This is a genomic window from Halonatronum saccharophilum DSM 13868, assembly GCF_000517025.1.
In the GTDB taxonomy this organism is placed as follows: Bacteria; Bacillota; Halanaerobiia; order Halobacteroidales; family Halobacteroidaceae; genus Halonatronum; species Halonatronum saccharophilum.
Genome location: NZ_KI912096.1, coordinates 178,742 through 188,126 on the forward strand (window position 1 = coordinate 178,742; position 9,385 = coordinate 188,126).

The window sequence follows — 9,385 nt, forward strand, 5'->3', positions numbered from 1 at the left end:
CTAAGAATAAGTGAGCATGAGTGAGATAAATTTAATTTATAGAGGGAGTGATTAAATGAATTTTATTGATAGATTGATAGAAGAGGTTGATAGGAAGAAGAGTCATATTTGTGTAGGACTTGATCCTAGATTGAATCAGATTCCAGGAGAGATTCGGGATTGGGCCAAAGATAAGTATGGGGCAACGATAGAAGGGGCTACTAAGGCAATAGAGGTATTTAATCGAGGGATTATTGATGCAGTAAAGGGCTATGTTCCAGCAGTTAAGCCTCAAATAGCCTTTTATGAACAGTATGGATATTTGGGGATTAGGGCTTATGAAGAGACTGTAGCCTATGCTAAAGATCAAGGGTTATTGCTTGTAGGAGATGCAAAGAGAAATGACATTGGCTCAACGGCAGAAGCTTATGCTAAAGGTCACTTGGGAAAGGCAGAGTTTTGGGGCGATTATATTGAGTCGAAGGCTGATTCTTTGACAATTACTCCTTACTTAGGATCTGATGGGATTGAGCCTTTTCTTAAAAGGTGTAAAGAGTTTGACCGTGGGGTCTTTATCTTGGTTAAGACTTCAAACCCCTCTTCAGGAGAGTTGCAGGATTTAACTCTTGAGGGTGGAGAGAAGGTATACCAGAAGTTGGCCCGTTTAGTAAACATGTGGGGGGAAAGTTTAGTAGGTGAGAGAGGCTATAGTTCTGTAGGGGCAGTGGTAGGAGCTACCTACCCTCAAGAAGCTAAAGTGTTAAGAGAGATTATGAGAAATAATTACTTCCTGGTTCCAGGTTATGGGGCTCAAGGGGGAGGAGGAGAGGATGTAGTTCCAACCTTTAATGATAATGGTTATGGAGCTTTAGTAAATTCCTCTAGAGGTATAATCTTTGCTTATCAAAAAGAAGGGTATAGTGATGATTATAAAGAAGCAGCTAAAGAAAGCGTAATTGCAATGCGCGATGATATCAATAATGCTTTGGCCAAAGCGGGAAAACTTAGTTGGGATTTATAGAGTAGATAAAGATTAATAGTAATATCGTGCCATTTTTAGAGTTAAGATCAAAAGATCTTGAACTGTTCTTTTTGTTTTTTAGAAGTGACGCTTTATTGCTATAAAGCTTTAGGTGCCTAAATGAAGATAGAGTTTAAATTATTAGAAATCAAGGGGTGAGTATAAATGAAGAAAGCAAGGTTGGTTTTAGAAGATGGTACTGTCTTTGAAGGAATAAGTTTTGGAGCTGATAAGGAGAGTAGTGGTGAAATAGTCTTTAATACAAGTATGACAGGTTACCAGGAGATATTAACTGATCCTTCTTATAAGGGTGAGATTGTTGCGATGACCTATCCTATGATTGGGAATTATGGTATTAATGAAGAGGATATCGAGTCCTTTACTGCTCATGCTAATGGATTTATCGTCAAGGAATTTTGTCCGGAACCGAGTAACTGGAGGTTTAAGAGTAAACTAGAAAATTATCTCAAAGAGAATGGGATAGTTGGAATTGCAGGTGTTGATACGAGAGCTTTAACTAAGCGGCTGAGAATAGAGGGGACAATGAAAGGTATTATTACAACAAAGGAGAAAGAAATAGATGAGTTAATCAAAGAGGCTAAGAATGCACCTGGTTTATCGGGGAGAGATCTGGTTAGTAAGGTGAGTTCAGAAGAGCCTTATACTGAAGGAGAGAGTGGTCAATATAAGGTAGCTCTTTTAGATTGTGGGGCCAAGAAGAATATAGTTCGATCATTGGTAGGTAGAGATTGTGAAGTGAGAATATTCCCGGCAAAGTCTAGTTCAGAGGAACTTTTAGCTTACAATCCTGATGGGATTATGTTATCTAATGGTCCTGGAGATCCAGAAGATGCTTCTTATGTAGTTGAAACTGTAAAAGAACTTTTAGGCAAGAAGCCTATTTTTGGAATCTGCTTGGGTCATCAGATGCTAGGTATGGCTTGTGGAGCTAAGACATATAAGATGAAGTTTGGTCATCGTGGGGCCAATCATCCAGTAAAGGATTTGAAGACGGGTAAGGTTTATATAAGTTCTCAAAATCATGGTTTTGCAATTGATGTTGATTCAGTAGAGGAGTTAGATATAGAGGTAACTCACATTAATGTTAATGATAGAACAGTAGAGGGGTTAAAACATAAGACTCTACCAGCTTTTTCAGTACAGTATCACCCAGAGGCTTCACCAGGGCCAGAGGATTCACATTATTTATTTGATGAATTTATAGAAATGATGAGAGATCATAAAAATTAATTGATAGTTGAAAATTGATAAGTGATAGTTGAAAACCTAAATTAATTCACAGTCCTGTTCTTAACTACCGATTATCAATTGTAAATTTTAAACTGATTATTATAGAGGGGGAATTGTTTATGCCAAAAAGAGATGATTTACATAAAGTAATGGTTATCGGGTCAGGGCCAATTATTATTGGTCAGGCAGCAGAATTTGATTATTCAGGAAGTCAAGCTTGCCGCGCTTTAAAGGAAGAAGGTTTAGAGGTGGTTTTGGTAAATAGTAATCCAGCCACTATTATGACTGATCAAAATATGGCTGATAGAGTTTATATAGAGCCTTTAACTGTAGAACATATTACAGAGATACTAAGAAAAGAGAATCCGGATGGTTTATTACCGACCTTAGGTGGACAGACAGGACTGAACCTAGCAATAGATTTAGCAAAGGCAGGTATCTTAGATGAGTTGGGAATAGAACTGCTAGGAACTCCTATTAAGACAATTCAAAAGGCCGAGGATAGAAATACTTTTAAGGAATTGATGGATGAAATTGATGAGCCAGTCTTAGCAAGTAGAACAGCAGAGACTATAGGAGAAGCTAAGCGTATTGCAAATAAGTTGGGTTATCCAATCATTGTAAGACCTGCCTATACAATGGGAGGAAGTGGTGGAGGAATAGCAAATAGCCCAGATCAGCTAGAAGAGATTGCTTCTCGAGGCTTTAAACATAGCTTAATTGGTCAGATTCTAATCGAAAAGAGTGTTAAGGGTTGGAAAGAGATCGAGTATGAGGTTATGAGAGATAGCAATGATAATTGTATTGTTGTATGTAATATGGAGAATTTTGATCCAGTAGGTATTCATACAGGAGATAGTATTGTCTTTGCTCCAAGTCAGACCTTAGCTGATAAGGAGTACCAGATGCTTAGATCTTCTGCTCTAAAGATTATTCGCGCTTTAGGAATAGAAGGTGGATGTAATGTTCAATATGCCCTTGATCCTTACTCCTTCCAGTACTATATAATTGAGGTTAACCCTAGAGTGAGTCGTTCTAGTGCCTTAGCTTCTAAGGCAACTGGCTATCCAATTGCTAAGGTATCAGCAAGGATTGCTTTAGGATATACCTTAGATGAGATTGATAATGCAATCACTAAAAAGACTAAGGCTTGCTTTGAGCCGGCACTAGACTATGTTGTATCGAAGATTCCACGTTGGCCCTTTGATAAGTTCCACTATGCAGATAGAGAATTAGGAACTCAAATGAAGGCGACAGGAGAGGTTATGGCCATTGAAAGAACTATTGAAGCCTCTTTATTAAAGGCAGTCAGATCTTTAGAAGTTGGAGCATCTGGTCTTAAACATGAAGAGGTTGAAAGTTGGAGTGATGAAAAGATAGAAGAGAAGCTTAGAAGAGCAGATGATAGAAGAATCTTTGTAATCGCTGAGGCCTTAGGGCGTGATTGGAGTGTAGATAAGCTACATGAAATAACAGAAATCAATAAGTTCTTCTTAAGAAAAATGGAGAATGTTATAAAGTTAGAAAGAAAGTTAAGTGAAGAAGGATTAAATCCTCAATTAGTCAAAGAGGTTAAAGGTTTTGGTTTCTCTGATAGAGAGATCGGTATTTTGGTAGGAGAAGAAGAATCTAAGGTAAGAGAGTTTAGAAAAGAAAATGGGATTAAAAATGTTTACAAGATGGTTGATACCTGTGCAGCCGAGTTTGAGGCAGCAACACCTTATTATTACTCTGCTTATGAGAAGACTAATGAATCAGAGCTTACAGATAAAAGAAGTGTTTTAGTATTAGGTTCTGGGCCAATAAGGATAGGACAGGGAATAGAATTTGATTACTGTAGTGTTCATTCAGCTTGGTCTTTAGATGAAGAAGGATATGAATCTGTAATAGTCAATAATAACCCTGAAACGGTAAGTACCGACTTTGATACTTCAGATAGATTATATTTTGAGCCTTTAACTAAAGAAGATGTAATGAATATAATTGACCATGAAAAACCAGAAGGTGTAGTAGTGCAGTTTGGTGGGCAGACAGCTATCAATCTAGCTAAACCTTTAGCAGATGAAGGGGTAAATATCCTAGGTACCAGTGTAGAGTCTATAGATTTAGCTGAGGATAGGGATAAATTTATTAACCTTCTTAAGGAATTAGGTATCCCAAATCCTCCAGGAGCTGTAGCAGCAACTATGGATGAAGCAGTAGATATTGCTGATGGAATAGGATATCCGGTTTTAGTTAGACCTTCTTATGTACTTGGAGGTCGAGCTATGGAGGTTGTTTATAACCAGGATGAATTGATAGATTATATGGAGACTGCAGTTAAGGTTTCTCCAGATCATCCAATTTTGGTAGATAAATATATAGTAGGAAAAGAGATCGAAGTAGATGCCATCTCTGATGGAGAGGATGTAATTATCCCTGGGATTATGGAGCATATTGAACGTGCAGGGGTCCATTCTGGAGATAGTATAGCTGTTTATCCAGCCCAAACATTAAGTGATGAACTAGAGGAGAAGTTAGAAGATTACACTGCTAGGTTAGCTAGAGGGTTAAATGTTAAAGGATTAGTCAATATCCAGTATGTCCTTGATGGAGATGAGATCTATGTGATCGAGGTCAACCCAAGATCAAGTAGGACTATTCCTTATCTGAGTAAGGTTACTGGTGTACCGATGGTTAAACTTGCTACCAAAGCATTATTAGGTCAAAGGTTAAAAGATCAAGGGTATCAACTAGGATTATATCCTAAGCAAGAGCATGTTGCTGTTAAGGTTCCTGTCTTCTCTTTCTCTAAGTTAAGAAAGGTAGATACAAACTTAGGACCAGAGATGAAATCTACAGGAGAAGTTCTAGGTTTAGATAAAGATTATCACCAAGCTGTTTATAAAGGATTTATCGGTGCGGATATAGATATACCTAAAGAGGGTAAAATCCTAGCTACAATTGCAGATATGGATAAAAAAGAAGCGATTCCTTACCTTGAGGAATTTGCAAAACTTGGTTTCAAGATTGTTGCTACTAAGGGGACAGCTAAGGCATTGCAAGAAGGAGGGATGAAGGTAGAAGAGGTAAATAAGCTATCTGAAGGGTCACCAAATGTTCTAGATCTTATAAAAGAAGATAAAATAGATCTAGTAATCAATACCCTAACCAAAGGAAAGGTTCCAGCAAGAGATGGATTCCAAATTAGAAGAAACGCAGTGGAGATGGGCATTCCTTGTCTGACATCTTTAGATACAACCAAGGCGATTCTAGGAGTTCTAAAAGAGTTAAAATCAGAAGATAAGGTTTCTGTACATGCCTTACAGGATTACGTATAAACAGCTTAAAATCTTTTTGAAACCACGAATGAACACGAATTAACACTAATATAATTTGAAATTTCCTTATATAAAGAAATATGAACTATATTAGAAAGTTTTAATATTTTAATTAAATTCAAAACTTATTATAAGTTTTTTATTCGTGCCTATTCCTGTTCATTAGTGGTGAAAAATATTTTGTTTTTATTTATTCAATGTATACTAGTTTTTATTATTTAAATAAAAGGGGGAGAGGTTATGAGCCAGAGGGTGATTAAGGAGATTCTATCTCAAGAGGAAATTGCTCCAAAGCATTTTAAGATGGTTATTGATGCACCAGAAATTGTTGAAGGGGCAAAGCCGGGCCAATTCTTACATTTGAAATGGGTTGATAATATAGGTGGTGATCCTCTATTACGCAGGCCTATAAGTATAAATGATATGGATAAAGACTCAGGTGAACTAAGTATTATTTATCGTGTCTTAGGTAGAGGAACTGAACTATTATCTAGACTCTCTAAAGGGGATAAGGTTGATATTATGGGGCCGATAGGTAAAGGCTTTTCAATTCCTAAAGAGGCTAGGAAAGTAGTTGTAGTTGGTGGAGGAATGGGGATAGCCCCACTTTATCCAATCGTTAAAGAATTATTAAATAAAGATAGAGAGATAACCCTTTTTCTTGGAGGAGCAGATGAAGGCCAACTTCTAAACTTAAAGGATTATGAAGAGATGGATTTAGAGCTTAAGACATCTACAGTAGATGGCAGTCATGGTTATAAAGGGTTTGTTACTGATCTGCTAGAAGAGGCTTTGGATGGGGCGGATTATATCTATACCTGTGGACCTGAAGGAATGATGGAGGTTGTACAAGAAAAAGCTAAAAAATTAGGTGTTAAAGGTGAAGCGTCACTAGAAGAGAGAATGGGCTGTGGAACTGGGGCTTGTTTATCTTGTGTTTGTAAGATTAAAGTTGGAACTAAAGATGATTGGGAGTATAAGAAGACCTGTACTCAAGGGCCAATCTTTCCAGTAGAAGAGGTGATCTTTAATGGCTAAAGTTAATTTAGAAGTAGATTTAAATGGACTGAAGTTACAAAATCCTGTTACTACAGCATCTGGAACATTTGGTTTTGGCCCGGAGTATTATCAGTATGTAGATTTAAATAGATTAGGCGGGGTGATGGTAAAGGGTACAACTCTAAATCCAAAACAAGGGAATGCAACTCCTAGAATTGCTGAGACTCCAAGTGGTATGTTAAATGCCATTGGTTTACAGAATCCAGGTGTAGATCATTTCTTAAAGAAGATATTGCCAGAGATTAGAGATTATAAATTTGAAACCATTGTTAATATCTCTGGAAATGAGGTTGAAGATTATGCTAAGTTAGCAAGTAAGTTAAATGTTGAAGGTGTAGGAGCCTTAGAGATAAATATCTCCTGTCCCAATGTTAAAAAAGGTGGATTAGCTTTTGGGACCCAGCCAGAGATGGCAGCTTCAGTAGTCCAAGCTGTTAGAGTAGAGACTGATCTTCCTTTGATAACCAAGCTATCACCTAATGTAGCTGATATCACAGAGATTGCTCGAGCAGTAGAGGAAGCAGGGACAGATGTTATTTCTTTAATCAACACCTTGCTAGGGATGAAGATAGATATTAATTCTCAAAAACCTATCTTAGCCAATAAGATGGGTGGTTTATCAGGTCCAGCCATTAAACCAGTAGCTATAAGGATGGTCTACCAAGTAGCTCAAGCTGTCCAAGTTCCTTTGATTGGTATGGGAGGAATCTCCAATGCCGATGATGCAATAGAGTTCTTCCTTGCAGGGGCAAGTGCTATTTCAGTAGGAACGGCCAACTTTGTTAACCCAGAGGTTACAATGGAGATCCTAGATGGGATAGAAGAGTACTTAGTAGAGAAGGGCTACAGAGATATTAATGACATTATCGGAAAAGCGATAGAAAAAAAGAATAACATTGTATAGTAATATAGTGCAGTTTTCAAAAGTTAAAAGACTACAAACTCAAATTATTTTTGGAACCACGAATGAACACTAATTAGCACTAATGTAGTTCAAAATATATTAATTAGATTTAATTAGATTAATAATCACTAAATAGTAGCAGGATTAAGTTTTTATTTTAAAATCTATTAATATAATTTTCAATTTTAATTTTTTATTCGTGACTATTCGTGTTCATTCGTGGTAAAAAATCTTTTAATCTTGATTATGGACTTACATTAGATTACTATTCACTGTAAACTAAAAAAAGGGGTGTTAATTATGAAAGAGAAGAGAGTTATAGAGATATTTAAGAAGACTGGGGTTTTACAAGAGGGTCATTTTAAGTTGAGTTCAGGTTTACATAGTAATAAGTATTTACAATGTGCACAGGTATTACAGTATCCAGTACATGCTCAAGAGCTTGCCCAAGGATTAGGTGAAAAGTTTAAAGATATGGATATAGATGTAGTCGTTGGCCCGGCTATGGGGGGAGTAACTTTATCTTATGCAGTAGGATTGGCTTTAAAGAAGAAGACCATCTTTACAGAGCGTGAGGGTGGAGACATGACCTTAAGAAGAGGTTTTAGGTTGAATAAAGGGGATAAAGTTTTAGTAGTAGATGATGTATTAACTACTGGTAAATCTATTAGAGAAGTATTAGAAGTTTTAGATAGAGAAGGGGCAGAAATGGTAGGGGTAGCTACTTTAGTTGATAGGAGTAGTGGTAAGGTTGACTTTGGTGTCCCAACTAAAGCTATGCTGAATGTAGATGTAGTTGCTTATGATCCTAAAGAGTGTCCAATGTGTAAAGAAGGTTTAAAGATTACAAAACCAGGTAGTAGAGGTATTTAATTAAAAAAAGATACTGACTTCAATTTTTGAAGTCAGTATCTTTTTTTATTCTATAGGTAATTAAGTGGCGATTTTGTGCCACTTAGCTATGAGCTATGTGCTAAATTTAAAATCAAAAACTTTATAAAATCTTATAAAGTAAGGGATTGTATGCTTTTGAACAGGCTAATAGCATATAGTATACAGCTGTGTAACTGAAAGCTACACTTAGTTATTGTTAAATTTAACTTTTTATCCATAATTTGAAGGGGTTTTCTTTGTGTTGAAGAAATTATTAAAGCAGAGTGAATAATTATTAATTATTTAACTTATCCTGAATTATTCATAAGCCTATGATTTGCTCTAAGCTCAGTTCATAAATTTTTTTGATAATTATCACCACTCTTTCAACCAATATTTTCCGTTCAGTGGATAGACTTATCTACTAGTTCGTATTTTAGTATTTTAAAGCTTTCAAGGTTCATCGTTTATCAGTTAGTAATATTCTAGCAGTAACTATACTAAGTTAGGCATTGTTTTTTAAATTATCGTGAATAATTCAGGACAAAAGTTCAAAAATACATATCCCAGAGGGATATTTGATTATAAAACAGCAAATGAATTATTTGAGACAAGGTGAATTTATTACTTGTAAAGATACAGAAGGTTCAGGTGAATAATAAAGCGTGCATTTTAACTTGCAATTCACCTAAGGGATAATAGTTTGCTGATGAAATTGACTCTTTATTTGATTTATCCAGAAAGAGAATAAAGAAAAAAGGGGAGAAAGATTATGAAAAAGAGTACGTATTTTGTTTTAATTATCTTGATTGGAATATTAGCGCTTACAGGTTGTTCTTCTACAGGGGTAGAAGATTTTTCTGATGACGGAACATTGTATAATTAAATGCACGGATAGTGCAAAAAATAAATGACACATATGAATACCTCATATATAATGTTAAAATAACCACAAATAACATAAAGTGAGGTATTGAT

At 36.0% G+C, this 9,385-nt stretch carries 6 protein-coding genes; all 6 read left to right on the top strand.

Going from position 1 to position 9,385, the window contains the following annotated elements:
- Positions 1 to 55 precede the first annotated feature (55 nt).
- A complete protein-coding gene (pyrF, locus tag HALSAC_RS0111150; RefSeq protein ID WP_027340330.1) occupies positions 56 to 1,000 on the top strand; it encodes an orotidine-5'-phosphate decarboxylase in 945 nt (314 codons plus the stop codon).
- 165 nt (positions 1,001 to 1,165) lie between these two features.
- Positions 1,166 to 2,251 (top strand): glutamine-hydrolyzing carbamoyl-phosphate synthase small subunit, encoded by a 1,086-nt coding sequence (gene carA / locus HALSAC_RS0111155; RefSeq protein WP_027340331.1) that lies wholly within the window; start codon positions 1,166 to 1,168, stop codon positions 2,249 to 2,251.
- A 119-nt stretch (positions 2,252 to 2,370) separates the two neighbouring features.
- Positions 2,371 to 5,571, top strand: coding sequence for a carbamoyl-phosphate synthase large subunit (carB, locus tag HALSAC_RS0111160; protein WP_027340332.1), 3,201 nt, complete (start codon positions 2,371 to 2,373; stop codon positions 5,569 to 5,571).
- A gap of 240 nt (positions 5,572 to 5,811) precedes the next feature.
- Positions 5,812 to 6,609 carry a dihydroorotate dehydrogenase electron transfer subunit gene (locus HALSAC_RS0111165; RefSeq protein ID WP_027340333.1) on the top strand — a complete coding sequence of 266 codons (798 nt, stop codon included), beginning with the start codon at positions 5,812 to 5,814 and terminating at the stop codon, positions 6,607 to 6,609.
- Positions 6,602 to 7,534 (top strand): dihydroorotate dehydrogenase, encoded by a 933-nt coding sequence (locus HALSAC_RS0111170; RefSeq protein WP_027340334.1) that lies wholly within the window; start codon positions 6,602 to 6,604, stop codon positions 7,532 to 7,534. The genes HALSAC_RS0111165 and HALSAC_RS0111170 overlap by 8 nt, the downstream gene beginning before the upstream one ends.
- 300 nt (positions 7,535 to 7,834) lie before the next feature.
- The gene (pyrE, locus tag HALSAC_RS0111175; protein ID WP_027340335.1) at positions 7,835 to 8,407 is read left to right on the top strand and encodes an orotate phosphoribosyltransferase; all 573 of its coding nucleotides are present in this window, start codon (positions 7,835 to 7,837) and stop codon (positions 8,405 to 8,407) included.
- Positions 8,408 to 9,385 lie beyond the last annotated feature (978 nt).